The organism is Burkholderia cepacia, from assembly GCF_029962485.1.
Taxonomy (GTDB): domain Bacteria; phylum Pseudomonadota; class Gammaproteobacteria; order Burkholderiales; family Burkholderiaceae; genus Burkholderia.
On the sequence record NZ_CP073637.1, the window covers coordinates 1,103,191 to 1,129,115 of the forward strand.

A 25,925-nucleotide genomic window follows, 5' to 3' on the forward strand; every position below is an offset into this window, starting at 1 on the left:
GGGAGACGCACCATGGGTTATATCGCACCGGTCAAGGACATGCTGTTCGTGCTGAAGGAACTCGCGGGCATCGACGCCGTCGCGCAGTTGCCGGGCTTCGAGGATGCCGGTTACGACACGGCGCAGGCCGTGCTCGACGAGTCCGCGAAGTTCTGTGGCGAGGTGCTGGCGCCGCTGAACGTCGAAGGCGACCGCAACCCGAGCAGCTGGAAGGACGGCGTCGTGACCGCGACGCCGGGCTTCGCGGAAGCGTTCCGCCAGTTCGTCGAAGGCGGCTGGCAGGGGCTGCAGCATCCGGCCGAATACGACGGCCAGGGGCTGCCGAAGCTGATCGCGACGCCGTGCATCGAGATGCTGAACGCATCGAACCTGTCGTTCGCGCTGTGTCCCTTGTTGACCGACGGCGCGATCGAGGCGCTGCTGACGGCCGGCACCGACGAGCAGAAGCAGCGCTACGTGCCGAAGCTGATCTCGGGCGAATGGACGGGCACGATGAACCTGACCGAGCCGCAGGCGGGCTCCGACCTCGCGCTGGTGCGCTCGCGCGCCGAGCCGCAGGGCGACGGCACGTACAAGGTGTTCGGCACGAAGATCTTCATCACGTGGGGCGAGCACGACATGGCGGACAACATCGTCCACCTGGTGCTGGCACGCACGCCGAACGCGCCGGAAGGCGTGAAGGGCATCTCGCTGTTCATCGTGCCGAAGTTCATGGTCAACGAAGACGGCTCGCTGGGCGAACGCAACGACGTGCACTGCGTGTCGATCGAGCACAAGCTCGGGATCAAGGCGAGCCCGACGGCGGTGCTGCAGTACGGCGACCACGGCGGCGCGATCGGTTACCTGATCGGCGAGGAGAACCGCGGCCTCGAATACATGTTCATCATGATGAACGCGGCGCGCTTCGGCGTCGGGATGCAGGGGATCGGCGTGGCCGACCGTGCATACCAGAAGGCGGCGGAATTCGCGAAGGAACGCGTGCAGAGCCGCCCGGTGGACGGGTCGGCGAAGCAGTCGGTGACGATCATCCATCACCCGGACGTGCGCCGGATGCTCGGCACGATGCGCGCGCTGACCGAAGGCGCGCGGGCGCTGGCATACGTGGCAGCGGCGCACAGCGACATTGCCCACCGCCATTCGGACGAGGCGACGCGCAGCCGTCATCAGGCAATCTACGAGTATCTGGTGCCGGTGGTGAAGGGCTGGAGCACGGAGATGGTGAACGATGTGGCGAGCCTGGGCGTGCAGGTGCACGGCGGGATGGGCTTCATCGAGGAGACGGGCGCGGCGCAGTATTACCGCGATGCGCGGATCCTGGCGATCTACGAAGGCACGACGGCGATCCAGGCGAACGACCTGGTGGGGCGCAAGACGATGCGCGACGGCGGCGCGGTGGCGAAGGCGCTGCTCGCGGAAGTCGGCGACACGGTGGCGGCGCTGGGCAAGCTGGACGGCGCGGCGGCCGCGTCGATGAAGGTGCAGCTGGAGAAGGGCGCGCAGGCGCTGTCGTCGGTGGTGGATTACGTGGTGGCGAACGTGAAGCGGGACCCGAACGCGGTGTTCGCGGGCAGCGTGCCGTACCTGAAGCTGGCGGGCGTGGTGCTGTGCGGTTGGCAGATGGCGCGCGCGCTGGTGGCGGCGCAGGCGAACCGCGCGAGCGACCCGGCGTTCTTCGATGCGAAGATCGCGATCGCGCAGTGCTATGCGGAGCACATTCTCGTGCAGGCCGGTGCGCTCGAAGCGTCGATCGTCGGCGCGAAGGGCAACGAGAGCGTGCTCGCGTTGACGGAAGACCAGTTCTGACCGCGCGCAACACTATCGCGCAATGAAAAAAAGGCGCCCCGAGGGGCGCCTTTCTCTTTACCACCGACCGGCCCGCGTTGCAGGCCGTCGCAGCTTACGCGTAGGCCGGGCGCGTCTGGCCGGCCACATCCTTCAGGTAGCGATGCACCGACAGGTCGTCGGCCTGGATCGCGGGCATCTTGCCCGAGATCAGGTCGGCGAGCAGTTGGCCCGAGCCGCACGACATCGTCCAGCCGAGCGTGCCGTGGCCGGTGTTCAGGAACAGGTTCGACACCGGCGTGCGGCCGACGATCGGCGTGCCGTCCGGCGTCATCGGGCGCAGGCCCGTCCAGAACGTGGCCTTCGACGTGTCGCCGCCGCCCGGGAACAGGTCGTTCACGCACATTTCGAGCGTTTCGCGGCGCGCGGCGCGCAGCTTCTTGTCGAAGCCGACGATTTCCGCCATGCCACCGACGCGGATGCGCTGGTCGAAACGCGTGATCGCGATCTTGTAGGTTTCGTCGAGCACGGTCGACACGGGCGCGGCCGCTTCGTTGACGATCGGCGCGGTGATCGAATAGCCCTTCAGCGGATAAACGGGGATCTTCATCAGGTTCGAGATGAAGTTCGTCGAATACGAGCCGAGCGCGACGACGTACGCGTCGGCACGCACCGTCTCGCTGCCGCACTGCACGCCGGCGATCTTGCCGCCCGCGATCGCGAGCGCGTCGATCGGCGTGTTGTAGCGGAACTTGACGCCGAGCGATTCGGCGAGTGCGGCAAGGCGCGTCGTGAACAGCTGGCAGTCGCCCGTTTCGTCGCCCGGCAGGCGCAGGCCGCCTGTCAGCTTGTGCGAGACGGCCGCGAGCGCCGGTTCGGCATGCTTCAGCTCGGCCGGCGACAGCAGTTCGAACGGCACGTTCGCTTCCTGCAGCACGGCGATGTCCTTCGCTGCGCCGTCGAGCTGCTGCTGCGTACGGAACAGTTGCAGCGTGCCACCCGTGCGGCCTTCGTATTCGATGCCGGTATCTGCGCGCAGCGCCTGCAGGCAGTCTCGGCTGTATTCGGCGAGGCGGACCATGCGGCCCTTGTTGACTGCATAGCGCTCGGCCGTGCAATTGCGCAGCATCTGGTACATCCACTGGAGCTGGAAGCGCGTGCCGTCGAGGCGGATCGCGAGCGGCGCATGCTTTTCGAACATCCACTTGACGGCCTTCAGCGGCACGCCGGGCGCGGCCCACGGTGCGGCATAGCCGGGCGAGATCTGGCCTGCGTTCGCGAAGCTCGTCTCGAGCGCCGGGCCGGCTTCCCGGTCGATCACGGTGACTTCATGGCCTGCGCGCGCGAGGTAATACGCGCTTGCCACGCCCACTACACCACTGCCCAGAATGACGACTCGCATAGCTGCTCCAGATGGAAGGGACCAGATCGAGGCCGGGCGCATGTGCGGCTCCGTGTAACCTCTAGCTGATCTAGTTTTTTGCGCTATGGTATTGTCGAATGTGCAGGTTTTGTTATCGTATTTTTCAGGTTTTCAGCATAAACAAATGAGAACGCAACGTCAGCCCGTACGCTCGCTCGACAAGCTCGACCGGCGCATCCTGAAACTGCTCCAGGACGACGGCCGGATGGCGATGAAGGACCTCGCGGAACAGGTCGGATTGACCGTCACGCCGTGCATCGAGCGTGTGCGGCGCATGGAGCGCGATGGCGTGATCACCGGCTATCACGCGCGCGTCGATCCCCACCAGCTGGGCGCCTCGCTGCTGGTGTTCGTCGAGATCACGCTCGGCCACAAGGGCGGCAACATGTTCGAGCAATTCCGCCGGGAAGTGATGAAGATCGACGAGGTGCTCGAATGCCATCTCGTGTCCGGTGATTTCGACTACCTGATCAAGGCGCGGATCGGCGAGATGGCCGACTACCGCAAGCTGCTCGGCGACATCCTGCTGCAGTTGCCGGGCGCCGTGCAGTCGAAGAGCTACGTCGTGATGGAAGAAATCAAGGAAACGCTGACGATCGCCGTCGGCGAGTGATGTGCCGGCGGCCCGTTGTCGGGCCTCTTATCCCGCCCTTGGCACGCTGCGCCCAATACTGTATAAATGTACAGTATTGGGCGCAGGCGAATGGGTGGGCATATGGACGATCGATCCGACAACGAATTTCCGGTAGCGCCGCCCGTGCCCCGCAAGGGGCGCGGGGCGGTCGACAATCTGCAGGGGCGGTATGAAATCGCGCAGCGCGAAGCGGTCGACGACGGCTGGACGCACGAGTCGGATGATGCCGACTTCCCCGCACCGCTGCGCACGCAGGTGTTCGAGGAGCGCGCGAAGAGCATCCTGACGCACAACCAGTCGCCCGATATCCCGTTCAGCGTATCGCTCAATCCGTATCGGGGCTGCGAGCACGGTTGCATCTACTGCTTCGCGCGGCCGACGCACAGCTATCTCGGCCTGTCGCCGGGGCTCGATTTCGAAAGCCGAATCTATGCGAAGGTCAACGCGGCCGAACTGCTCGAGCGCGAGATTTCGCGCAAGCGCTACGTGCCGGAGCCGATCGCGCTCGGCGTCAACACCGACGCGTACCAGCCGGTCGAGCGCGACCTGCGCATCACGCGCAGCGTGATCCAGGTGATGCACGATCGCGGGCTGCCGTTCGCGGCGATCACGAAGTCGTCGCTGATCGAGCGCGATCTCGACCTGCTCGCACCGATGGCCGAGCGCGGGCAGGTGATGGCGGCGGTCACGATCACGACACTCGATGCCGATCTCGCTCGCTCGCTCGAGCCGCGCGCGGCCACGCCGGCGCGGCGGCTGCGCACGATCCGCGCGCTGCGCGATGCAGGCGTGCCGGTCGGCGTGAGCATTGCGCCGGTGATTCCGTTCGTGACCGAGCCCGACATGGAGCGCGTGCTCGAGGCGTGCGTGGAAGCCGGTGCGACGCATGCGAGCTACATCATCCTGCGGCTGCCGTGGGAGGTCTCGCCGTTGTTCAAGAGCTGGCTCGCCGCGCATTTTCCCGATCGTGCGGAGCGCGTGATGAACCGCGTGCGCGACATGCGCGGCGGCAAGGACTACGACTCGGATTTCTCGAAACGGATGAAGGGCGAGGGGATCTGGGCCGACCTGTTGCGGCAGCGCTTTCGCCAGGCCGTCAAGCGGCTCGGGCTGAACGAGCGCACCAATGGCATTCTCGATCTGTCGCAGTTCAGCGGTGCGCCGGCCACGGTTGCGCCGGCGCCGCGCGTTGCCGTGCGTTCGGTCGGCGCGAAGCCGCGCGATGACATGCAGTTGAACCTGTTCTGACGCGCGAACGAGACTGTCGCGTGTCGGCACCGGGCGCAAGGCGCCGGTGCCGTGTTCGTTGCGCTTATTGCGAAATCTGCTTCGCGGCTTCGACCTGCGATTCGAAATACGTCTGGAACGACAGCGCGAGTGCGGTCATCAGCAGGAACGCGCCGATCAGCAGCGAGAAGATCACGACGAAGATCACGGTCCAGCCCGACTTGCTGTGCTTGCCGGTGTCCGCGTTGAATTGCGCATCCCATTTCTCGTCGGGGCGCAGCCCGTAGACGAGTGCGGCGAGGAATGCCGCCAGCAGCGAGATCGCGCCGGGTAGCGCGAGCCACCAGCCGAGGCCGGCACTGCGTTGGGTCGCCGCGAGCAGAAGGAAGCCCGGGATGCCGACGATCGTCGCAAGGAGGTGTGCCCAGCCGTACACGTCGCGAAAGCCATACAGATAGAAGCGGTGCACGCCGAGTGATCCGAACAGGAACGCGAGGGCGGCGGTGAGCGTCTTGGAACGAAAGCGGCGGGACGGTGCGGTGCTGCTGGACATGGATGGCGGCGTATTGTCGTTGGCATGGGCGGCCGGCGGGCCGGCGCGGGCGCGCGGCCCGGCACGCATTCTACGATGCCCGGTCAGGCCCGGTCACCCCTTGCCTGCGTCAAGGTGCCGCATAGGTCACGCGGTAGATGGCGCCGGCGTAATCGTCGCTGATGAGCAGCGAGCCGTCCGGTAGCGGCAATACGTCGGCCGGGCGGCCCCATACCGTGCCGTCGGGCCGCAGCCAGCCCGTGACGAATGGCGTCTGGCGCGCCTGGCTGCCGTCCGCCGACACGACCACGCGCATCACGCGGTAGCCGACTTTCGTGCTGCGGTTCCACGAGCCGTGTTCGGCAATAAACACGTTATTGCGATACGACGCAGGAAACATCGGCCCGGTATAGAAGCGCATGCCGAGCGCGGCAACGTGCGCGCCGAGCTTCAATACGGGCGGTACGTAGCGGCGGCACACGTCGGCGCTGCCGAATTCGGGGTCGGGCGTATCGCCGCCATGACAATAAGGAAAGCCGAAGTCGAGCCCGGCGCGCGGGGCGCGGTTCAACTTGTCGTCGGGCACGTCGTCGCCCATCATGTCGCGCCCGTTGTCGGTAAACCACAGCTCGCCCGAATCGGGGTGCCATGCGAAGCCGACCGTATTGCGCACGCCGCGTGCGACTACCTCGTTTCCGCTGCCGTCCGGCTTCATCCGCGCGATGATCGCGTAGCGGCTGCGATCGGCGAGACAGACGTTGCACGGCGCGCCGGTCGGCACGTACAGCTTGCCGTCGGGGCCGAACGCGATGAATTTCCAGCCGTGATGGTGTTCGGTCGGCAGCGCGTCGGTCACGACGACGGGGGCGGGCGGGTTGGCGAGCCGGTCGTCGACATGATCGACGCGCAGAATGCGCGATACGGCGGACATATAGAGGGCGCCATCGCGGTAGGCGACGCCGACGGGCATGTCGAGCCCGGACGCGATCACGTAGCGCGCGCCGATCCGGCCCTCGTGCATCACGAACGCATGCACGCGGCCTTCCCGAGTGCCGACATACAGGATGCCGCGCGGCGACCAGGCCATTTCACGCGCGGTCGGTACCGCGTCGCTCAGGATTTCCACGTGAAAACCGGGCGGGACGACGAGTTCGCTCACCGGCAGCGGCGCGGCAAACACCGGTGCGGACGCGAGGCAGGCAAGGCCGGCAAGCAGCGCCGTGAAACGGTGCTGCGCGCGGCGCGTCGAGGCGGCGCGAAGGGGCGGCATGACGGTGGGGAACGTCCTGGACACGACGATTGTATGCCCGCCCGACAGGCCGTCCGCGGATTTTTTGCGCGTAAGTGTTTGTTGTACCTCTGGTTTCCGGCTATAATCGCGTGTTTCAGTAGTTTCGAACCCGGTTTTCCGAAGGACATCATATGGTTATCATCCGTCTGGCTCGTGGCGGCTCGAAGAAGCGCCCGTTCTACAACATCGTCGCTACCGATTCGCGCAACCGTCGTGACGGCCGCTTCATCGAGCGCGTCGGCTTCTACAACCCGGTCGCCACGAAGGGCGAATCGCTGCGTATCGCTCAGGATCGCCTGACGTACTGGCAAGGCGTTGGCGCGCAACTGTCGCCGACCGTCCAGCGTCTCGTGAAGGAAGCGCAAAAGGCGCAACCGGCTGCCTAACATGGCACGGTGTGCCGGTCGTGCCGGCTGTGAGGTGCATTGATGGCGGGTCACGATTCCGGTAATGCAAGGCGCGGGCGTGCGTCGTTTGGCGCATTCGTCCGCAAGCCGGTCGAGCGCGACGCTGTCGCGAGCGCCGGTGAGGCTGCCGAGCAAGGTGGTCTCGAAGCGACGCAAGCCTGGCCCGACGATGCCGTCGAGGTCGGGGCGGTAGTCGACGCCTATGGCCTGAAGGGCTGGGTCAAGGTGGCGGCACACGCCGACGCCGGTCGCGGCGGCGATGCGCTGCTCAAGGCGCGGCGCTGGTGGCTGGAGCGCGGCGCGGAGCGGCTTTCCGTCCGCATCATGCAGTCGAAGACGCACAGCGACACCGTCGTTGCGCAACTCGAGGGCGTGAGCGACCGCGATGCCGCGCTGGCCATGCGCGGCTTTCGCGTGTTCGTGCGTCGGGAAGATTTCCCGGCATTGGCCGCGGACGAATTCTATTGGGTCGACCTGATCGGTCTCGACGTCGTCAACGAGCAATCGGTGGCGCTTGGGAAGGTGAGCGGGATGATCGACAATGGCGTGCATTCGATCATGCGTGTCGAGTATCCGGCGACCGGCAAAGACGGTCAGCCGACCACCGACGAGCGGTTGATTCCGTTCGTCGGCGTATACGTCAAAACGGTGGACCAGGCGGCGCGTCGCATCGTCGTCGACTGGGAAGCCGATTACTGAAATGAACCAGGTTACCGAGAGCGCGGTGCAGTTCGACGTCGTCACGCTCTTCCCCGAGATGTTCCGTGCACTGACCGACTGGGGGATCACCAGCCGGGCCGTCAAGCAAGGGCGCTTCGGGTTGCGCACCTGGAACCCGCGTGATTTCACGACGGACAACTACCGCACGGTCGACGATCGTCCGTACGGCGGCGGTCCGGGCATGGTGATGCTGGCCAGGCCGCTCGAAGCCGCGATCGATGCCGCGAAAGCGGCACAGGCGGAACAGGGCATCGCGAGCACGCGTGTCGTGATGATGTCGCCGCAAGGTGCACCGCTCACGCACGATCGCGCGGTGCGGATGGCGCAGGAACCCGGTGTCGTCGTGCTGTGTGGTCGCTATGAAGCGATCGACCAGCGCCTGCTCGATCGGTGCGTCGACGAGGAAATCAGCCTCGGCGATTTCGTCCTGTCCGGCGGAGAGTTGCCGGCGATGGCGATGATGGATGCCGTCGTGCGGTTGCTGCCCGGCGTGCTGAACGATTCGCTGTCGGCCGTGCAGGACAGTTTCGCCGACGGGCTGCTCGATTGTCCGCACTACACGCGCCCGGAGGAATACGACGGCGTGCGCGTGCCGGACGTGCTGCTCGGCGGGCATCATGCCGAGATCGAGCGGTGGCGGCGGCAGGAAGCATTGCGGAATACGTTGCGGAAGCGGCCGGACCTGATCGTCCGGGCGCGCCGCGAGAAGTTGTTGAGCCGTGCCGACGAGGCGTGGCTTGCGAACCTCGCACGCGAAGCGAAGAACGCCTCCTGAGGCGGCTGCGCGAGCGGGAATTGGCGGTGCCGTGCATGCGTGCGCGGCGCCTGATGTGAATCCATCCTCTATCGGGGCCAGGCCTGGAAGCAGGCGGGTGCCAACGCCGACACGATGGCATAAGGAGTCAGTAATGAATCTGATCGCAAAACTTGAGCAGGAAGAAATCGAGCGCGCGCTCGCCGGCAAGACGATCCCCGAATTCGCCCCGGGCGACACGGTGATCGTGAACGTGAACGTGGTTGAAGGTACCCGTAAGCGCGTTCAGGCTTACGAAGGCGTCGTGATCGCGATTCGCAGCCGTGGTCTGAACTCGAACTTCATCGTTCGCAAGATCTCGTCGGGCGAAGGCGTCGAGCGTACGTTCCAGACGTACTCGCCGCTGCTGGCAAGCATCGTCGTGAAGCGTCGCGGTGATGTGCGTCGTGCGAAGCTGTACTACCTGCGCGAGCGTTCGGGCAAGTCGGCTCGTATCAAGGAAAAGCTGGTGTCGAAGGATCGCGCCGCAGCAGCTTCCCAAGAGTAAGAGCTGTAAGGAAAAAGCACCCACCCGGGTGCTTTTTTCATTCTGGCGCGACAATATGCTCGATACGACACGAACCCGAGAGCCCCATTGAATCGCCGCCCTATCATCGATCCCGAAGTCCTGCCGGTCGAAGGCACCGGTGCCGGCCTGCCTGTCATCGATCCCCGGCTGATGACGCCCTCCGGCTTGCGCGAACGCTTCGCGCGCACGCTCGAATGGAGTGTCGAGCCCGGCGAGGCGAGGCTGCAGGAGGGCGTCGATCCGCGTAGCGCGGCCGTCCTCATGCCGCTCGTCGTCCGCGAGTCGGGCCTGACCGTGCTGCTGACCCAGCGTGCCGACCACCTGAACGATCATGCCGGGCAGATCAGCTTCCCCGGCGGCCGTCGCGAGCCGTTCGATCGCGATGCAACGGCCACCGCGTTGCGCGAGGCGAAGGAAGAGATCGGGCTGGCCGACGAACGTGTCGAGATTCTCGGTGCGCTGCCCGACTACCTGACCGGCACGGGCTTCTGCGTGACGCCGGTGGTCGGCCTCGTGCATCCGCCGTTCACCGTGCGGGCCGATACGTTCGAAGTCGCCGAGATTTTCGAAGTGCCGCTCGCGTTCCTGATGAATCCTGCGAACCACCAGGTCCGCGTGTTCCGTTGGGAAGGCGGCGAGCGTCGTTTTTTTGCGATGCCCTATCCGAATGGCGAACCAGGCGGGCATTACTTTATCTGGGGCGCAACTGCCGGCATGTTTCGCAATCTCTACCGCTTCTTGGCCGCCGGCTAGGCGCACGCACCGGCCGGCGCGCGCGGCCGGCCGCCGGGCGACCGCGCCGGCAGCCATGCGGAGCTTACGCTGTGCTATCGTTATGCGAAAAATGACATAACTCCGAAGACGGCGCCACGCATGACTTTCTTTTCGGTTCTCCTCGCACTCATCATCGAACAGGTCCGCGCGTTATCACCGAGCAATCCGGTGTTTGCGTTGTTCCAGTTTCATGCGGAAACCGTTGCGCATGGCCTCGACGCCGGCAAGCAGAAGCACGGCATCCTCGCATGGCTCGCGGTCGTGCTGCCGTGGGTGCTGATCGTCGCGCTGATCTATTTCCTGCTGTACAAGGTGAGCTTCGTGCTCGCGTTCCTGTGGAACGTCGTCGTCGTGTATTTCACGCTCGGCTTCCGCCAGTTCAGCCATTACTTCACCGATATCCACCTCGCGCTCAACAACGACGACGTGCCGCGTGCGCGCGAAATCCTCCATGAGTGGACGGGCATCGATACGGTCGACATGCCGGTCGGCGAAATCGTCCGCCATACGCTGATTCACGCGGTTGTCGCATCGCATCGCCATGTGTTCGGCGTGTTCTTCTGGTATGTGCTGCCGATCGGCCCGGCCGGCGCCGTGCTGTACCGGATTTCCGAATATCTCGCGCGCAGTTGGTCGACGCCGGGCGACGACCGTACGGCCGCGTTCTCGACGTTCGCGCAGCGCGCGTTCTTCGTGATCGACTGGATTCCCGCGCGACTGACCGCGCTCGGCTTCGCGATCGTCGGCAATTTCGAGGATGCGATCTACGCTTGGCGCAATCACACGCGCCAGTGGCCCGATCCTAACGACGGCGTGCTGCTGGCAGCCGGCAGCGGGGCGCTCGGCGCACGTCTCGCGGGGCCGCTCGCGGAACCGTCGAGCCTCGATGCACTGGCGGTCGGCGATAGCGGTCCGTTGACCGTCGGCGACGATTGCACGCCGCGTACGCTGCAATCGGCGGTCGGCCTCGTCTGGCGCGCGGTGATCCTGTGGATGATCCTGCTGCTGATGCTGACGCTTGCCGTCTGGGTGTCGTAACGAAGCAGTGCAGGATCAGGATTCGATGAAAGAAAAGGCCGGCTCGATGCCGGCCTTTTTGCTGTGGGGTCAATCGTCGCGCGGGTCGCGCACGGCACCGCACTGCCAGCACGCGGTGAATTGCGCTTCAAGCGCTTCGCCGCACTGCCGGCAACGCCATGGTGCGGCGCCGGCCGACGGCCCGTGCGATGCGGCATCGAGGAGCCGGCGCGCGAGTGCGTCGTCGCGTTCGTCGTCGAGCCACAGCTCGGGCGAGCACGCATCGGCCGGCAGGCCGCCGAGCGCGCCCGTCGCGTAGCAGTTGTGCAGCTCGCAACCGATGCCGGCCACCTGAAGCACGTTGGCCCAATGCTGCGCGGTCGCGAGATTGGGTGCCTTGAAGCGCATCGCGGCTCCTGTCGGTGAAGGCCGGCCCGCAGCGTGCCGGCCGGCGCCGCGCGCATGTCGCGCTTAGCGGACGATCTGGCTCGCCTCGTGCACGAGCTGCGCGTACAGCGCATGCCGCGTCGGCCCGATGCGGCCGTCGGCGACGGCTTCGAGTATCGCGCAGCCGGGCTCGTGCAGATGATGACAATTATAGAAACGGCAGTCCGCGAGCAGCGGCCGGAACTCCGGAAACGCACGCTCGAGGCGGCCTTCCGTCAGGTGGTAAAGGCCGAATTCCTGGAAGCCGGGCGAATCGATCAGTGCGCCGCCGCCTTCCAGTGGGTAGAGGCGCGTGAACGTCGTCGTGTGGCGGCCGCTGTTGAGCGCGGCCGAGATTTCGCGCGTCGCGGCTTCGGCATCGGGAACGAGCAGGTTCACGAGCGTCGACTTGCCCATCCCGGACTGGCCGAGCAGGATCGTCGAATGCCCGGCGAGGTGCGGCATCAGTTGCGCGCGCGCGTCGTCGGGGGAACCCTTCACCGACAGTTCCAGCACGTCGTAGCCGAGCGCGCGGTACGGCGCGAGACGTTCGCGCGCGACCGGCAGCGCGGCCTCGACGTCGATCTTGTTCAGCACGACCAGCGGCTTCAGTTCGTTCGCCTCGGCGGCGATCAGCGCGCGGCCGAGCAGGTCCTCGCTGAAATAGGGCTCGGTCGCGAGCACGATCAGCAACTGGTCGAGGTTGGCCGCGAACAGCTTCGACTTGAACTGGTCGGAGCGGTACAGCAGGTTGCGCCGTTCGCCGATCTCGACGATCACGCCCTGGTCGGCCGACGCGAGTTCGTACACGACGCGGTCGCCGACCGCGATGTCGCTCTTCTTGCCGCGCGGGAAGCACTGCAGCATCGGGCCGCCGTCGTCGGGCGCGACGATATAGTGGCGCCCGTGCGCCGCGATCACGCGGCCTTCGACCCGTTGCGCGCTCGACGCGCGCGGGGCCGGCTTGCGGGAAGTCGGGCGGCTCATGCGTGTTGCAGCAGGCGGTCGATCCGCTGCGATGCAGGCGGATGCGAGTAGTAGAAGGCCGTGTAGACGGGGTCGGGCGTCAGCGTCGACGCGTTGTCCTCGTAGAGTTTCACGAGCGCACTGACGAGATCCTGCGCGTCGGTCTGGCTGGCCGCGAATGCGTCGGCCTCGAATTCGTGCTTGCGCGACGTGAGGCTGCTGAACGGCGTCGCGAAGAACAGGAATACCGGAATCGCGAGGAAGAACAGCACGAGCGCGGCGCCGGCGTTGCTGGTGTCGAGCGACGGTATGACGCCGAGCCCGGTGTAGAACCACGTGCGTTGCGCGAGCCAGCCGAGCAGCGCGAGCAGCACGAGGCTCAGCACGAACGACACGAGCATCCGCTTCATCACGTGGCGGCGCTTGAAATGGCCGAGTTCGTGCGCGAGCACGGCCTCGATTTCCTGGCCGGACAGACGCGCGAGCAGCGTGTCGAAGAACACGATCCGCTTCGATGCACCGAAGCCCGTGAAATACGCGTTGCCGTGCGCGGAGCGGCGGCTGCCGTCCATCACGAACAGTCCCTTCGCCGCGAAGCCGCAGCGCTTCATCAGCGACTCGATGCGCGAGCGCAGCACGTCGTCCTTCAGCGGCTCGAATTTGTTGAAGATCGGTGCGATGAAGGTCGGATAGATCAGCAGCACGAGCATCTGGAACGCGACCCAGACGATCCAGGTCCACAGCCACCACAGGCTGCCGGCCTGGTTCATCAGCCACAGCACGACGAACAGCAGCGGCAGGCCGAGCGCGGCGCCGAGCAGCGAGTTTTTCAGCATGTCGGTGAAGAACAGCCGTTTCGTCATCCGGTTGAAGCCGAACCGCTGCTCGATCCCGAACTGGCGGTAGTACTCGAACGGGATGTCGATCACGCTCGTGATCACGAGTACCGCGGCGACGAGCGCGACCTGCTGCCCGTAGCCGCGGCCGAGCCAGCCGGTCAGCAGCGTGTCGAGCGCGCCGACGCCGCCGAGCAGCGTCAGGCCGACCAGCACGGCCGCACTGACGACGATCTCGAGCATCGTCAGCCGGGTGCGCTCGACCGTATAGTCGGCCGCACGCTGGTGGGCGGTCAGCGGGATGGTCGCGCTGAACTGCGCGGGGACGCCGTTGCGGTGCGCCGCGACGAAGCGGATCTGCCGCGACGCGAGCCACAGCTTGGTGATGACCATCGCGAGTACGGCGATCGCGAACAGCAGGGTGAACGAAAAGGGTGACATCGAAGGCGCCAAAGGGTTCTATGCGAGAATTATATGTTCTTGCGGACCGGCCCCGCTGATGCGATGCCGGCCGTCCGGGCGGCGCCGCGCGCCGTCCGCCATTTTCCAGGATGACTCATGACCGATACCGCCGCTTCCACCAGCCAGCCCGCGCTCGTGCGCAACGAGTTGAACCTCGTCTGGCTCGATATGGAGATGACGGGCCTCGACCCGGATAACGACCGCATCATCGAGATCGCGGTCGTCGTGACCAATTCCACGCTCGACATCGCGATCGAAGGCCCCGTGTTCGCGATTCACCAGAGCGACGAAACGCTTGCGAAGATGGACGACTGGAACAAGTCGACGCACGGCCGCTCGGGCCTGATCGACCGCGTGCGCGCATCGACCGTGACCGAGGCGGACGCCGCCGCGCAGTTGCAGGCGTTCCTCGCGCAGTACGTGTCGCCCGGCAAGTCGCCGATGTGCGGCAACTCGATCTGCCAGGACCGCCGCTTCATGGCGCGCTGGATGCCGGAATTCGAGAAATTCTTCCACTACCGCAATCTCGACGTCAGCACGCTGAAAGAGCTGTGCCGCCGCTGGCAGCCCGCGATTTACAAGGGTTTCCAGAAGCGCGCGATGCATACGGCGCTCGCGGACATCCACGAGTCGATCGACGAGCTGAAGTACTACCGCGAGCATTTCCTGATTCCGGCCGCGTCGGCGCCGGCAGGCGAGTCCGCGCCGGCCGCCTGAGCGGGCCGGCACGCGTTCGGTGCCCGGCAAACGCTCAGCGCCGCGCGCTTTTCGGCCGGAACGCCGCGACCACCGCGGCGTCGGTCTCGATGTACGGGCCGCCGATCAGGTCGATGCAGTAGGGCACCGCGGCGAAGATGCCGGGCACGGTCGACTTGCCGTCGGCATCGCGCAGCCCTTCGAGCGTTTCCCGGATCGACTTCGGCTGGCCGGGCAGGTTGATGATCAGCGCCGCATGGTCGGCCGTCTCGCGGATCACCGCGACCTGCCGCGACAGGATCGCGGTCGGCACGAAATTCAGGCTGATCTGCCGCATCTGCTCGCCGAATCCCGGCATTTCCTTCGTCGCCACGGCCAGCGTGGCTTCGGGCGTCACATCACGGCGCGCGGGGCCCGTGCCGCCGGTCGTCAGCACGAGGTCGCACCCCGCGACGTCGACGAGCTCGGCAAGCGTGGCGGAGATCGTGGGCGCATCGTCCTGGATCAGGCGCGTTTCGGCGCGCCACGGCGAGACCAGCGTACCGGCGAGCCATTCCTGCAGGGCCGGAATGCCCTTGTCTTCGTAGACACCCGTGCTCGCGCGGTCGCTGATCGACACGAGGCCGACGATCAGCTCGTCCGGGTGATTACGCTTCGTCGTCATGGTCGTCTTCGGCGTCGTCCGCCGCGTCGTCACCCGCATCGGGCGTGCCGCTCGAGGTCTTGATCCACTGGAACAACTCGCGGAAATAGCGCGGCGGCTTGCCTTGCTGCGCTTCCTTGCGGGCGTTGCGGATCAGCGTGCGGCCTTCCTGGATGTCTGCGTCCGGGTGCTGGCGCAGGAATTCGGTCAGCGCGTCGTCGTTGGCGAGCAACTGGTCGCGCGTGCGCTCGATCCAGTGCAGGCGGGCCGTCGCGGCCTTGTTCACGCCGCGTTGCGCGTCGAGCGCGGTGCGCAGCGCGGCCGTTTCGTCGTCGGTCAGCGAGCGCATCACGCGGCCGACGTACTGGAGCTGGCGGCGCTTGCCTTCGTGATCGGTGATCCGGCGTGCCTCACGGACGGCGTCCGAAAGGCTTTCGGGCATCGGCATGCGCTTGAGGGCGTCTTTCGGCAGATCGACGAGCGCCTGGCCGAGCACCTGCAACTCGTGCATCTCGCGCTTCAACTGGGATTTGCTGGGGCGATCGTAGCCGTTGTCGTCGTCTTCGACGGCATGCTCGATCGGCTGGATTCGGGTTTTGCGTGTCATGGGCGGCATTGTATCGCGGCGCGGACACCCCAAGCTTGTCTGTGTCCGGCCCCGGACCTTGCTATGATCGCGGGATACGCAACATTTTGACCATGCGGGCGCCCGCCCGCCACCGGATACCAAGACGATGGCAGCCAATCTCGACGTACAAGCGCGCTATTTCCCGCACACGCAGGACCAGCTCAAAGAAATCGCGTCGGACATCCTTCGCCATGCGAAGGCACTCGGCGCGTCGGACGCCGCGACCGAAATCTCCGAAGGCGACGGCCTGTCGGTGTCGGTGCGTCGCGGCGAAGTCGAAACGATCGAGCACAACCGCGACAAGATGGTCGGCGTGACCGTGTTCATCGGCAAGAAGCGCGGCAACGCGAGCACGTCCGATTTCTCGCCGGCCGCGATCAAGGATACCGTCGCCGCCGCGTACAACATCGCACGCTTCACGGCAGAGGATGAAGCAGCCGGCCTCGCCGAGGCCGAACTGCTCGAAACCGACCCGCGCGACCTCGATCTGTACCACCCGTGGGCGCTGACGGCCGACGAGGCCGTTGAACTGGCCCGCCGTTCGGAAGATGCCGCATTCGCGGTCAGCCCGCAGATCCGCAATTCGGAAGGCGCGAGCGTGTCGGCCCAGCATTCGCAGTTCGTGCTTGCGACGTCGCGCGGCTTCCTGTCCGGCTACCCGTACTCGCGCCACTACATCGCCTGCGCGCCGATCGCGGGCAGTGGCCGTCACATGCAGCGCGACGACTGGTATTCGTCGAAGCGCAGCGCGCTCGATCTCGCGGCACCCGAAGCGGTCGGCCGTTACGCGGCCGAGCGCGCACTCGCGCGGATGGGCGCACGCCGTCTCGACACCCGCAAGGTGCCCGTGCTGTTCGAGGCGCCGCTCGCGGCCGGCCTGCTCGGCGCATTCGTGCAGGCCGTGAGCGGCGGCGCGCTGTACCGCAAGACGTCGTTCCTCGTCGACAGCCTCGGCAAGCCGGTGTTCGCACCGCACATCCAGGTCGTCGAGGATCCGCACGTACCGCGCGCGATGGGCAGCGCACCGTTCGACGAGGAAGGCGTGCGTACGCGCGCGCGCAGCGTCGTGAAGGACGGTGTCGTCGAAGGCTACTTCCTGTCGACCTATTCGGCGCGCAAGCTCGGCACGCAGACCACCGGTAACGCGGGCGGTTCGCACAACCTCGCGCTGCGCAGCTCGAACACGCAGGCGGGAGACGACTTCGAAGCAATGCTGAAGAAGCTCGGCACGGGCCTGCTGCTGACCGAGCTGATGGGGCAGGGCGTGAACTACGTGACGGGCGACTATTCGCGCGGCGCGGCAGGTTTCTGGGTGGAGAACGGCGTGATCCAGTATCCGGTCGAGGAAATCACCGTCGCGAGCACGCTGCAGGAAATGTTCCGGCACATCGTCGCGATCGGTGCCGATTCGATCGTGCGCGGCACGAAGGAAACGGGCTCGGTGCTGATCGAGCAGATGACGATCGCAGGGCAGTAAGCGACGCGCGGCGCCAGCCGCCATCCAACGAAAAAGCCCGACCGGCGTAAGCCGGTCGGGCTTTTTTCATCGTGCGTGACTGCGAAACGCGTCAGCCGCGCTTGCGCGTGTAGACGACGAACGCATAGCCGAACGTGTTCGGCGCGGCAGCCTGGTGCGCATCGCGCGACACTTCCTGCCAGTGTGCGGCGTCGGGTGCGGGGAACGACGCATCGCCGTCGAAGTCGGCATCGATCTCGGTGACGACCAGCTTGTCGGCGAGCGTGAGGCCTTCCGCATAGAGTTGCGCGCCGCCGATCAGGAATGCCTCGGGCACGCCGTCGTGTGCGGCGAGCGTCAGTGCATCGGCCAGCGACGTGACCGTGTCGCAGCCGTCGAAGCGCCTCGCTGCGTCGCGCGTGACGACGATATTGCGGCGGCCGGGCAGCGGCCGGCCGATCGATTCGTGGGTCTTGCGACCCATCACGATCGGCGCGCCCATCGTCGTGCGCTTGAAGAACGCGAGATCCTCGGGAAGTTTCCAGGGCAACTGGTTGTCGCGGCCGATGATGCCGTTGCGGGCACGCGCGACGATCAGGGTCAACGTCGTCATGAAGGTCGGGGAAGAGGAAAACCGGAATGGCGCCGATTCTACCGGAACGGCGGCGCGCATCGGCTTTCGCGTGCTGCGCGCCGCGACGCTCGAGGCATTGCGTCGCGGCGACGAACCGAATAAAAAGAGTGCCCGCCGGGGGACGGAGCACAAAACCTTTTCGTGTTGCGGGAGCGGCGATGCCGGCACGGATCGGTGCCGGCCGGCCTGTTCGAATCGTCAAATCAATACGTAATCCTTATTGAATGGGCCGGCGCACGCTCACTGGCGCGTATTGCTCTGCGCGTTGCCTTCCATTGCGTGCTGCACGTCGCCGGGTTGCGGTATCGGAAGCGGCATCGGCAGTTGGGGTGGCGGCGGGATCTCGTCCCACAGCGTGACGGTTGACTTGCCGGTTGGCAGCGGTTGCGGTGCCGACACGGTCACGATGCCGAAACCGTTGCCGTGCTGCAGGCTCGGCGCATTTTCGGCCAGCAGTATCGCGCGATCCGGTTTTGCGATTTCATCCGCGCGGGCCGGTGCTGGCGGGCCCGCGGCCGAGAGCGCAAGCGCTATCGGCACGAAAGAAAGTAAAAGATGTTTGCGCATGGTCGCTGTCTCCGGTCGTTTACGTATTCAGCGAAATACATGCCACCGTGCCGGGACCGTTGTCGCGACAGCGATTCGCGCTCAAGCGTTGCGAATTGTGGCCGAAAAAGCCTGAAAATGTTTCAGGCCTGAAACGAGGGGGCTTGGGAATACTGCGGATTCAATCGATACGCTTCAAGGATGAAAATCGGCCCGTGTGTTGATGAACGAACACTTCGCTGCGCATGTGCTATGTGCAGATGATTGACTTGCATCGACCTCCTGAGCGATCGGGCCGCATCGCCGTCGGCGCTGAAACGGGTTTGTCGTATTCGGTGCCTATAACTAAGCTGTCTTGACCAAAATATAACTGGACGCAAGATAAGCGCCATCATGCGAGGCTTTGTCGTTGCCGAGCATCGGCATGGCGAATCGAGCCACCTCTGGCTGACCCGATTCGATCCTTTTCGCACGAGACCTGACGTGCGCGGCAATCGTTAGACGGTTGATGAACGGGGTGAGCATATGGGAGCCGATCAGCGGCACGTGATCTACTATTCGCGCGAACCGAACGACGCGTTGCGCGGCCATTTCGACGAATGCGGCTGGCGCGTCGATCTCGCGGAGACCGTACGTGATGTACGGCGCGTCGTGCAGCACGGTGTGGCAACCGCCGGCCTGCTCGATTTCTCGCCGGGCTTCAAGCCCTCGGACCTGCGCGAACTCGAATCCTGCCTGAGCATCCAGCACATCGGCTGGATCGCCGCGACGCGTCGCGGCCAGTTGCAGGACGCGACGTTGCGCCATCTCATTCGTGACTATTGCTTCGACTATGTGACGATGCCGTACGAGACGTCGCGGATCGTCGAGACCGTCGGTCATGCGCACGGCATGGTCGCGTTGACCGAACCCGTTGCGCCGCCCGTCGGCGCCGGGCGCAGCGAAGGCGAGATGGTCGGTACCTGCGATGCGATGCTCGGGCTCTTCAGGACGATCCGCCGCGTCGCGGCGACCGATGCACCGGTGTTCATCTCCGGCGAATCGGGTACCGGCAAGGAACTGACGGCGGTTGCGATTCACGAGCGTTCGTCGCGCACGCAGGCGCCGTTCATCGCGATCAATTGCGGGGCGATTCCGTCGACGCTGCTGCAGGCCGAACTGTTCGGCTATGAGCGTGGCGCGTTCACCGGTGCGAACCAGCGCAAGATCGGCCGCGTCGAGGCCGCCAACGGCGGCACGCTGTTTCTCGACGAGATCGGCGATCTGCCGCTGGAAAGCCAGGCAAGCCTGTTGCGCTTCCTGCAGGAAGGCAAGATCGAGCGGCTCGGCGCGCACGTGTCGGTGCCCGTCGATGTGCGCGTGATCTGCGCGACGCACGTCGACATGGAAGTCGCGTTGCGCGAAGGGCGGTTCCGCGAGGACCTGTTCCATCGCCTGTGCGTGCTGAAGATCGAGGAGCCGCCGCTGCGCGCGCGCGGCAAGGACATCGAGGTGCTCGCGCGCCACATGCTCGAGCGTTTCAAGGGCGATGCACATCGCCGCCTGCGCGGTTTTTCGCCTGACGCGGTCGCGTCGCTGTACGGCTATTCGTGGCCGGGCAACGTGCGCGAGCTGATCAATCGCGTGCGCCGCGCGATCGTGATGTCGGAGGGCCGGATGATCACCGCGGCCGATCTCGAGCTGAACGACTTCGCGACGCTTGCGCCCGTGTCGCTGCTGGAGGCGCGGGAAGCGGCCGAGCGGCAGGCGATCGAGCAGGCGCTGCTGCGCCACCGCGGCCGTTTCGCGGATGCCGCGCGTGAGCTCGGTGTGTCGCGTGTCACGCTCTACCGGCTGATGTGCGCACACGGGATGCGCGATCGCGGCGACACGCTGGCAGGGTTTTCGGCGCCGTTGCCGGAGCTTCCTCACCACGCTTGCTAAAATTGGCGGGTACGGCCGCCCTCGCGGCCGAAGGAACCCGCATGAAACAGTATCTCGATCTCGTTCGTACCATTCTCGATACCGGCGCCTGGCAGGAAAACCGCACGGGGATCCGCACCATCAGCATGCCGGGCGCGATGCTCCGCTTCGACCTGCAGCAAGGCTTTCCGGCCGTGACGACCAAGAAGCTCGCGTTCAAGTCGGCGATCGGCGAGCTGGTCGGCTTCCTGCGCGCGTCGCGCAGCGCGGCCGATTTCCGCGCGCTCGGTTGCAAGGTGTGGGACGCGAACGCGAACGAGAACGCGCAGTGGCTTGCGAACCCGTATCGCCAGGGCGTTGACGATCTCGGCGACGTGTACGGCGTGCAATGGCGCCAGTGGCCGGGCTACAAGGTGCTCGACGCGGGCGCCGACGCGCAGATCGCCGACGCGACGCGCCGCGGCTTCCGGATCGTCACGCGTTTCGACGAAGACGGCGCGCCGAAGGTGCTGCTGTACAAGGCGATCGACCAGCTGCGCCAGTGCCTGGACACGATCATGGAGAACCCGTCCGACCGCCGCATCCTGTTTCACGCGTGGAATCCGGCCGTGCTCGACCAGATCGCGCTGCCCGCGTGCCACCTGCTGTACCAGTTCCTGCCGAACGCGACCAAGCGCGAAATCTCGCTGTGCCTGTACATCCGCAGCAACGACGTCGGCCTCGGTACGCCGTTCAACCTGACGGAAGGGGCCGCGCTGCTGGCGCTCGTCGGCCGGCTGACGGGCTATACGCCGCGCTGGTTCACGTACTTCATCGGCGACGCGCATATCTACGAGAACCAGCTCGACATGCTGCAGCAGCAGCTCACGCGCGAGCCGTACGAAAGCCCGGGGCTCGAGATTGCCGAGCGCGTGCCTGAATACGCGAAGACGGGCGTTTATGCGCCCGAATGGCTGGAGCAGATCGAGCCGTCCGACTTCTCGCTGGTCGGTTATCGCCACCATGAGCCGCTGACTGCGCCGATGGCGGTCTGAGCGCGCGGTACGGGTCGCGCGGTTTCATCGATCCGCGCCCCGCGGAAAAAAGCCCGACCGGCTGAAACCGGTCGGGCTTTTTGTTTCACGTTTGCGGCACTTACTGGCGATGCCGCTCTTCGTGACCGCCTTGCGGCGGCGGGCTGCTCGGGCGCGGCGCCTCGACGCGCGGTGCCGGTTGCGGCCGCGGTTCCATGCGCGGAGCGGGCATCGACGGGCGCGGTTCCATGCGTGGCGCCGGCTGCGGACGCGGTTCCATGCGTGGCGCGGGTTGGGGCCGCGGCTCCATGCGCGGCGCCTGCGGCTGCGGGCGCGGCATGTCGTGCACGGCGGGCGCCGGCGGCCGGTACTCGTTCACGCGCGGCGGCGCGATGTCGCGGTGCGGCGCCGGTTGCGCGAATTCGGGGCGCGGTTGCGGCGTCGGGGCGGCCCGTTCCGGTTGCGGCTGCGCGTGCTGGGCCGGCGTCTGGAAATCGGGGCGCGGTCGCGGTTGCGCAATCTGCGCCGTGTTGTCGATCCTCGGTTGCGGCAGCGCACGCGGCACCTCGTTCCGGCCGCCGGGCTGCATGCCTTGCGGCGTCAGTACGCCTTCCGGATGCGGCACCGCCGCACTGCGCACGGGCGGCAGCGCATTCTGGCCCGCCGCGTGAAGGGCGGTCGGCGGGGCGGAGCGCTGGCGCTCCATCGGCGTGTGCGGCTGCATCCACGCGGGTGACGGCGTCTCGGCTGCGTGTGCGCTGCCGATGCCCAGCGGCGTGTTGCTTGCGACCGGCGGATGCGGGACACCGTTGCCGGGCCCGAAGGCCTGATGCGGCGTCGCGTTGCCGGGCGCCTGTGGCATGCCGCCATTGGCGAAATGCGGTGCATTGGGCGGTTCGCCATTCGTCGGCCGTCCGGCATTCGGCATGCCCGGCACCGGCGTACCCGGCGCACCCGTCCGTCCGGCCTGCACGGCGGGCGGCTGGCCTTCGTGCGGCGCGCGTGACGGCTGCACGACGGGGCCGTGCGGATTCACGAGCTGCACGTTGTGCATCGCCCACGCGCCGCCGTTCGGGTTACCCGGCACGCGGACCGGGCGGGCCCGGTAGTCGGCCGGCACGCTTGTTTTCACGACTGGCGCGCCGGCGCCCGGCACGCGCCCGCCTTGCTGGGCCAGGTGGGCGGCTGCCTGGTCGCGATAGGCGGCCGGCACCGCAGGGTTGCGCGTCGCGACGTACGGATGCTGCGCGACCACCGCGGGCGGACGGTAGCTGGCATTGCGCAGCCCGCCGGTAAAGCTCTGCCGCACCGGCGCGATGCCGGGCGTGCCCGGCGTGACGTGCGCATTGCGCCATTGCTGCGGATCGACGTGCTGCGAGAAGTGCGCGACCGGCTGGCCATGTACGAACGCGGAGGCCGGCACGGCCGTGATCGCGTGCGGCGCACGGAAGTTCACGTACGTCTTGTTGATGTTGGTGATATTGGTGATGTTCGTCACGTTCACGGTCTTGTTCACGTTCACGTTGACGTTGTTCACCACGACGTTGCGGTTCACGCGGTCGTAGTAGTGCGGGCTCCAGCCACCCCAGCCCGGGTGCCAGGGTTCGCCGGGGCCGAGCGCGAACCATGCGCAGCCGGCCGCGGCGACGCCGCCGACCGTGAGTGCGACGCTCCAGTCGGGACCGCCGCCCCCGCCGACGAACGCGACGAGTGCCGGCGCATAGACCGGCGGCTGGCTGACGACCATCGGGCCGGGCACCCATGCCCAGCTGTCGTCCACGTACGCCCAGCGGCCGTAGTGATACGGCGCGAAGCCCCACGGTGCATCGTCGACCCACGTCCAGCCCCACGGCGCCTGCCAGATCCAGTGGCCGTCGTGATACGGCGCCCAGTCGGCCGGCGTGTCGTTCGGTACCCAGACCGAGCCGTAATTCGGTGTTTCACGCCACGTACCGTTCGCGTCGAGATCCTGGTAGCCGGGAACATCGCGGGACACATAGCGGGCCGATACCGAGCGCTCCTCGGCCGCGTCGCGGCTGGCGGCCCATTGGTCGAGCGGGTCGGGGCCCGGCGCCGCCGATTGCTGCGCGACCTGCAGGTCGGTGCCCGTGAACACGACCTGCTGCCCGGGCGACAGCGGATACTGCCCGTTGCTGCCGTAGACGGTCGCGCTGCCGTTGCGCATCGTGACCGTCGTGCTCGCACCGTTCGGCGCGACGTCGACGCGATAGTCGCCGGGGCCGGTGATGCCGAGCGCGAGGTTCGGCGTGTCGATTTCGTACGATCCGCCATGCGGCAGATCGCGCACGTGCGTCGATACGGTGCCGAGACCGACCTTCAGCTGCGTCGTCGTGTCGTCGAGATTCAGCACCGACAGGCTCGTCGAATCGCCGAGCCGCACCGCGGTCGAGCCGATGTGCAGCTCCGAGCGTGCGCCGGCATCGTTCCAGAGCTGGTCGCCGGTCGTCAGCGGCCGGTTCACCGCCGCGTACGACCACGTATCGGTGCCGGCCGGTTCGGTCGTCACGGCGCCCGACAGGTAGTTGAGCCGCGCGACGCGGCCGGGCGGGTCGCCGCCCGGTTGCCGGGAGGCGGCCGCGTACGGCGGCGCATCGGCCGATTGCGCGAATGCGGGCGGCAGTGCCGCAAGCGCGGCGAACGCGAGCAACGTGTAGCGGGCGGTTCGCTTGAGCGTGAACAGGGTGGCCATGGTGAGCGTCATCGTCGTTATCGCGGCGCGTCGATTCGTGCCGATGAGTTCACAATATCCGCTTGGCCTGTTTCAATGCCCCATGTTTTGTAAGTCGGATGGCACGCGATGTAACAAAACCTGTCCATCGCGCGCCGTTGTCGTGCAGACGCAATCCAGGCGTCAAGCGGACGTAAGCCACCCGTCGAAAACCTGTTGGCCGGGCACGGTCACGCGCAGCACGCGCGGTCGCGCGGAACGTTCGATCCAGCCGTTCGCACAGAAGCTCTCGAGCAGCGCCGCGCCGAGCGCGCCACCGAGATGCGAGCGCCGCTCGCTCCAGTCGAGGCAGCCGCAGGCGAAGCGGCGCCGGCGCGTGCGTTGCTGCGCGACGTCGATGCCCCATTGCGCGAGCGCCTGCGTGCCGAGCTCGGTGGTCTCGATCGCATCGCCGTCCGCGAGCAGCCAGCCTCGCGCGGTGAGCCCGTCGAAAATGCGGACGGCAAGTTCGCCGGCCATGTGGTCGTAGCAGGTGCGCGCGTAGCGCAGTTCGGCCGGTACCGTGCGCGTCGGCGGCGGAACCGGGCGGTGCGGCGCGGCCGCGCGGGCGACGTTGGCGAGCGCTTCGAGCGACGCTGCGATGTCGGCCGACGCGATGCGGTAGTAGCGGTGCCGGCCGCGCACGTCGAGCGCGAGCAGGCCGCCTTCGGTCAGCCGCGCGAGGTGCGCGCTTGCCGCGGACGGCGACAGCCCCGCGATCATCGTCAGTTCGCCGGCCGGTCGTGCGCTGCCGTCCATCAGCACCCACAGCATCGCGGCACGCCCGGGGTCCGCGATCAGTGCGCCGATGCGGCTCAGGCCCGGAAAGTGGTGGTCGTCTTGATCGGTCATCGTCGTCTCTCGTCAGGCGGGATGAGTTGCAGTGTAGTGGGTGCGGGCATTCGATGTTTCGCATCCGGATGAAATGTCGGATGCGGCGGCGTCCCGGCGGCAGGCACGACTGCGGCCCGTTGCGGCGCACGCGTAGAATGGCCGGACGCGGCGGCAGCGGGCCGCCGCATGTGACTCGACGCAATGATGAAGACGATTTTCTGTATGTTGGCCGCCGCGCTCGTCTGCGCGGCCTGTGCGCAGGGTGGCGCGGGCGCCACCGGCGGGCAGGGCGGCAGTATCGAGATGTACGGGACGATCGACCAGGGCATCACGGTGCGCCGCTGACCGGCGCCGATCCGCGGCCTTGCCCGGTATAGCCGCCGCAGCCGCGTCATACCGGGCTTGCCGCGACGCGTTGCCGCAGCGCAACGTATAATGGCCCGATTACAGCGCCTCTGCCGCCTGGAGCCAAAAGATGTCCCAACCGTCCCCCGTGCCGGCCGCCCTCGACCGCACCGAAACCGTATTCCGCTTCCTCGCCGAGCCTTCGTCCGTGAACTTCGGCGGCAAGGTGCATGGCGGCGCGCTGATGAAGTGGATCGACGAGGTCGCGTATGCGTGCGCGGCTGTCTGGTCGAGCCGCTATTGCGTGACGGTCAGCGTCGGCAACATCCGTTTCCAGCGTCCGATCCTGGTCGGCAATCTGGTCGAGCTGAAAGCGCGCGTCGTGGCGACGGGCCGCACCAGCATGCACATCCATGTGTCCGTGCACGCAGGGGATCCGAAGGGCGGCGTGCTGCGCCAGACGACCGATTGCCTCGTCGTGTTCGTCGCGGTCGACGAGAACGGCAACCCGGTGCCGGTGCCGCCGTTCGTGCCCGAGACCGACGAGCAGAAGGTGCTCGCGAAATATGCGGCCGACGTGCGTGCCGCGCTCGACAAGATCGTCGAGATGAAACCGGAAGAAGTCGCGAAGGGCGCGGTCTGACCGCGACGGGCGCCGCGCTCGACGCACCGCGCCCGCCG

Annotated in this window: 28 protein-coding genes; 16 read left to right on the forward strand and 12 right to left on the reverse strand. The window is 66.6% G+C overall.

Annotated features, from left to right (window positions below):
* The first annotated feature begins 12 nt into the window (after nucleotides 1–12).
* Nucleotides 13–1,803, forward strand: a complete 1,791-nt coding sequence (locus KEC55_RS05130; protein ID WP_282507006.1) for an acyl-CoA dehydrogenase — start codon at nucleotides 13–15, stop codon at nucleotides 1,801–1,803.
* 94 nt (nucleotides 1,804–1,897) lie between these two features.
* Here KEC55_RS05130 and KEC55_RS05135 read toward each other — a convergent pair whose 3' ends face one another.
* Nucleotides 1,898–3,184 (reverse strand): D-amino acid dehydrogenase, encoded by a 1,287-nt coding sequence (locus KEC55_RS05135; RefSeq protein ID WP_175843141.1) that lies wholly within the window; start codon nucleotides 3,182–3,184, stop codon nucleotides 1,898–1,900.
* Nucleotides 3,185–3,329: 145 nt separating this feature from the next.
* Between KEC55_RS05135 and KEC55_RS05140 the strand changes: the two genes are divergently transcribed.
* Nucleotides 3,330–3,818, forward strand: coding sequence for an Lrp/AsnC ligand binding domain-containing protein (locus KEC55_RS05140; protein ID WP_282507008.1), 489 nt, complete (start codon nucleotides 3,330–3,332; stop codon nucleotides 3,816–3,818).
* Between the two features lie 90 nt (nucleotides 3,819–3,908).
* Nucleotides 3,909–5,087 carry a PA0069 family radical SAM protein gene (locus tag KEC55_RS05145; RefSeq protein WP_282507010.1) on the forward strand — a complete coding sequence of 393 codons (1,179 nt, stop codon included), beginning with the start codon at nucleotides 3,909–3,911 and terminating at the stop codon, nucleotides 5,085–5,087.
* Nucleotides 5,088–5,151: 64 nt separating this feature from the next.
* Here the strand turns inward: KEC55_RS05145 and KEC55_RS05150 are convergent, their stop codons facing one another.
* Complete coding sequence (locus tag KEC55_RS05150) at nucleotides 5,152–5,619, reverse strand: TM2 domain-containing protein (protein WP_282507012.1); 468 nt, start codon at nucleotides 5,617–5,619, stop codon at nucleotides 5,152–5,154.
* Between the two features lie 109 nt (nucleotides 5,620–5,728).
* A complete protein-coding gene (locus KEC55_RS05155; RefSeq protein WP_282507014.1) occupies nucleotides 5,729–6,868 on the reverse strand; it encodes a PQQ-dependent sugar dehydrogenase in 1,140 nt (379 codons plus the stop codon).
* 152 nt (nucleotides 6,869–7,020) lie between these two features.
* Between KEC55_RS05155 and rpsP the strand changes: the two genes are divergently transcribed.
* The 6 genes from rpsP to KEC55_RS05185 all read left to right on the forward strand — a co-directional run bounded on the left by rpsP (nucleotide 7,021) and on the right by KEC55_RS05185 (nucleotide 11,150).
* Nucleotides 7,021–7,275, forward strand: coding sequence for a 30S ribosomal protein S16 (gene rpsP / locus KEC55_RS05160; protein ID WP_006476550.1), 255 nt, complete (start codon nucleotides 7,021–7,023; stop codon nucleotides 7,273–7,275).
* Nucleotides 7,276–7,317: 42 nt separating this feature from the next.
* Nucleotides 7,318–7,995, forward strand: coding sequence for a ribosome maturation factor RimM (gene rimM / locus KEC55_RS05165; RefSeq protein WP_282507016.1), 678 nt, complete (start codon nucleotides 7,318–7,320; stop codon nucleotides 7,993–7,995).
* 1 nt (nucleotide 7,996) lies between these two features.
* Nucleotides 7,997–8,791 (forward strand): tRNA (guanosine(37)-N1)-methyltransferase TrmD, encoded by a 795-nt coding sequence (gene trmD / locus KEC55_RS05170; protein WP_043181891.1) that lies wholly within the window; start codon nucleotides 7,997–7,999, stop codon nucleotides 8,789–8,791.
* 133 nt (nucleotides 8,792–8,924) lie between these two features.
* Nucleotides 8,925–9,317: a 50S ribosomal protein L19 gene (rplS, locus tag KEC55_RS05175; RefSeq protein WP_048249607.1), complete on the forward strand. Its 393-nt coding sequence runs from the start codon at nucleotides 8,925–8,927 to the stop codon at nucleotides 9,315–9,317.
* Nucleotides 9,318–9,404: 87 nt separating this feature from the next.
* The gene (locus KEC55_RS05180) at nucleotides 9,405–10,091 is read left to right on the forward strand and encodes a CoA pyrophosphatase (protein WP_282507019.1); all 687 of its coding nucleotides are present in this window, start codon (nucleotides 9,405–9,407) and stop codon (nucleotides 10,089–10,091) included.
* Between the two features lie 120 nt (nucleotides 10,092–10,211).
* The gene (locus KEC55_RS05185) at nucleotides 10,212–11,150 is read left to right on the forward strand and encodes a CobD/CbiB family protein (RefSeq protein WP_176046803.1); all 939 of its coding nucleotides are present in this window, start codon (nucleotides 10,212–10,214) and stop codon (nucleotides 11,148–11,150) included.
* A 69-nt stretch (nucleotides 11,151–11,219) separates the two neighbouring features.
* On the opposite strand, the gene KEC55_RS05190 is transcribed toward KEC55_RS05185, so the two are convergent.
* The 3 genes from KEC55_RS05190 to KEC55_RS05200 all read right to left on the reverse strand — a co-directional run bounded on the left by KEC55_RS05190 (nucleotide 11,220) and on the right by KEC55_RS05200 (nucleotide 13,798).
* A complete protein-coding gene (locus tag KEC55_RS05190) occupies nucleotides 11,220–11,537 on the reverse strand; it encodes a DUF2007 domain-containing protein (protein ID WP_282507025.1) in 318 nt (105 codons plus the stop codon).
* Between the two features lie 63 nt (nucleotides 11,538–11,600).
* Nucleotides 11,601–12,542, reverse strand: a complete 942-nt coding sequence (gene rsgA / locus KEC55_RS05195; protein WP_282507026.1) for a ribosome small subunit-dependent GTPase A — start codon at nucleotides 12,540–12,542, stop codon at nucleotides 11,601–11,603.
* Nucleotides 12,539–13,798 carry a M48 family metallopeptidase gene (locus KEC55_RS05200; RefSeq protein WP_282507027.1) on the reverse strand — a complete coding sequence of 420 codons (1,260 nt, stop codon included), beginning with the start codon at nucleotides 13,796–13,798 and terminating at the stop codon, nucleotides 12,539–12,541. Before KEC55_RS05200 ends, rsgA begins: the two co-directional genes overlap by 4 nt.
* A 117-nt stretch (nucleotides 13,799–13,915) precedes the next feature.
* On the opposite strand from KEC55_RS05200, the gene orn reads away from it, so the two are divergent.
* Nucleotides 13,916–14,536, forward strand: coding sequence for an oligoribonuclease (gene orn, locus KEC55_RS05205; protein ID WP_282507028.1), 621 nt, complete (start codon nucleotides 13,916–13,918; stop codon nucleotides 14,534–14,536).
* A gap of 34 nt (nucleotides 14,537–14,570) precedes the next feature.
* Here the strand turns inward: orn and mog are convergent, their stop codons facing one another.
* Entirely contained in the window at nucleotides 14,571–15,179 is a 609-nt protein-coding gene (gene mog / locus KEC55_RS05210; RefSeq protein WP_176046807.1) for a molybdopterin adenylyltransferase, read from the reverse strand.
* A complete protein-coding gene (yjgA, locus tag KEC55_RS05215; protein ID WP_282507030.1) occupies nucleotides 15,163–15,765 on the reverse strand; it encodes a ribosome biogenesis factor YjgA in 603 nt (200 codons plus the stop codon). Before yjgA ends, mog begins: the two co-directional genes overlap by 17 nt.
* Nucleotides 15,766–15,892: 127 nt before the next feature.
* Here yjgA and pmbA point away from each other — a divergent pair, with 127 nt between their 5' ends.
* A complete protein-coding gene (pmbA, locus tag KEC55_RS05220; protein ID WP_282507032.1) occupies nucleotides 15,893–17,263 on the forward strand; it encodes a metalloprotease PmbA in 1,371 nt (456 codons plus the stop codon).
* A 91-nt stretch (nucleotides 17,264–17,354) separates the two neighbouring features.
* Here the strand turns inward: pmbA and KEC55_RS05225 are convergent, their stop codons facing one another.
* A complete protein-coding gene (locus KEC55_RS05225) occupies nucleotides 17,355–17,855 on the reverse strand; it encodes a dihydrofolate reductase (protein WP_282507033.1) in 501 nt (166 codons plus the stop codon).
* On the opposite strand from KEC55_RS05225, the gene KEC55_RS05230 reads away from it, so the two are divergent.
* Entirely contained in the window at nucleotides 17,854–18,090 is a 237-nt protein-coding gene (locus KEC55_RS05230; RefSeq protein ID WP_282507034.1) for a hypothetical protein, read from the forward strand. The two genes, KEC55_RS05225 and KEC55_RS05230, sit on opposite strands and share 2 nt — an antisense overlap.
* Before the next feature lie 26 nt (nucleotides 18,091–18,116).
* Here the strand turns inward: KEC55_RS05230 and KEC55_RS05235 are convergent, their stop codons facing one another.
* On the reverse strand, nucleotides 18,117–18,443 hold the full coding sequence (locus KEC55_RS05235; protein ID WP_282507035.1) for a hypothetical protein: 327 nt from the start codon (nucleotides 18,441–18,443) through the stop codon (nucleotides 18,117–18,119).
* A gap of 504 nt (nucleotides 18,444–18,947) precedes the next feature.
* Between KEC55_RS05235 and KEC55_RS05240 the strand changes: the two genes are divergently transcribed.
* Both KEC55_RS05240 and KEC55_RS05245 read left to right on the forward strand, forming a co-directional pair.
* The gene (locus KEC55_RS05240; protein ID WP_176046812.1) at nucleotides 18,948–20,345 is read left to right on the forward strand and encodes a sigma-54 dependent transcriptional regulator; all 1,398 of its coding nucleotides are present in this window, start codon (nucleotides 18,948–18,950) and stop codon (nucleotides 20,343–20,345) included.
* Between the two features lie 41 nt (nucleotides 20,346–20,386).
* Nucleotides 20,387–21,358 (forward strand): thymidylate synthase, encoded by a 972-nt coding sequence (locus tag KEC55_RS05245; RefSeq protein ID WP_282507036.1) that lies wholly within the window; start codon nucleotides 20,387–20,389, stop codon nucleotides 21,356–21,358.
* A 100-nt stretch (nucleotides 21,359–21,458) separates the two neighbouring features.
* On the opposite strand, the gene KEC55_RS05250 is transcribed toward KEC55_RS05245, so the two are convergent.
* Nucleotides 21,459–24,059 (reverse strand): DUF6600 domain-containing protein, encoded by a 2,601-nt coding sequence (locus KEC55_RS05250; RefSeq protein ID WP_282507037.1) that lies wholly within the window; start codon nucleotides 24,057–24,059, stop codon nucleotides 21,459–21,461.
* A gap of 150 nt (nucleotides 24,060–24,209) precedes the next feature.
* On the reverse strand, nucleotides 24,210–24,917 hold the full coding sequence (locus KEC55_RS05255) for an ArsR/SmtB family transcription factor (RefSeq protein WP_176046814.1): 708 nt from the start codon (nucleotides 24,915–24,917) through the stop codon (nucleotides 24,210–24,212).
* A gap of 183 nt (nucleotides 24,918–25,100) precedes the next feature.
* Here KEC55_RS05255 and KEC55_RS05260 point away from each other — a divergent pair, with 183 nt between their 5' ends.
* Together KEC55_RS05260 and KEC55_RS05265 are read left to right on the forward strand one after the other, a co-directional pair.
* Nucleotides 25,101–25,244, forward strand: a complete 144-nt coding sequence (locus tag KEC55_RS05260; protein ID WP_282507543.1) for a hypothetical protein — start codon at nucleotides 25,101–25,103, stop codon at nucleotides 25,242–25,244.
* A gap of 130 nt (nucleotides 25,245–25,374) precedes the next feature.
* Nucleotides 25,375–25,887: an acyl-CoA thioesterase gene (locus KEC55_RS05265; protein ID WP_012328135.1), complete on the forward strand. Its 513-nt coding sequence runs from the start codon at nucleotides 25,375–25,377 to the stop codon at nucleotides 25,885–25,887.
* Nucleotides 25,888–25,925: the final 38 nt, after the last annotated feature.